Origin of the sequence: Pauljensenia sp. UMB3104, from assembly GCF_030217285.1 — a bacterium.
Taxonomy (GTDB): domain Bacteria; phylum Actinomycetota; class Actinomycetes; order Actinomycetales; family Actinomycetaceae; genus Pauljensenia.
In genome coordinates, this window is the sequence record NZ_JASONN010000080.1 from 1 (window position 1) to 410 (window position 410).

The 410-nt window shown below is 59.5% G+C and carries 1 protein-coding gene; it reads right to left on the reverse strand.

The window, feature by feature from the left end:
- Positions 1–410 (reverse strand): IS3 family transposase (locus QP415_RS10840; protein ID WP_285100061.1); only part of this gene is annotated, 410 nt, incomplete at both ends.

Consider the following 410-nt stretch of genomic DNA (forward strand, 5'->3'; position numbering starts at 1 on the left):
ACGATCTCTTTGCTGGCAAAGTCGTAGACCGGAGCGAGGTAGGCCTTACCGAAGGAGAGCTTGAACTCGGTGACGTCGGTACCGAGTTTCTGCCAGGGCCCATCGGCCTTAAAGTCGCGGCCGATGATGTTGTCGAAACTTTGCCCCACGTCCCCCTTGTAGGAGTTGTACCTGTGGTACTTCGTTTCGCGGCGTATGCCGCAGCGCAGCCCCATTTCGCGCATCATCTTCAAGACCGTCTTATCGGCGATGCGCTCCCCTTCCTCAGCGCGCAGGCACATGGCGACCTGCCTGTGACCACACCCATTGGGGGTTCGTGAAAAGATCTGGGCAACCTTGGGCCGCAGATACACCCTGGTTGGCTGCTGGGGGTGAGCCAGCGCGTAGTAGTAGCTCGACCTGGCAAGACC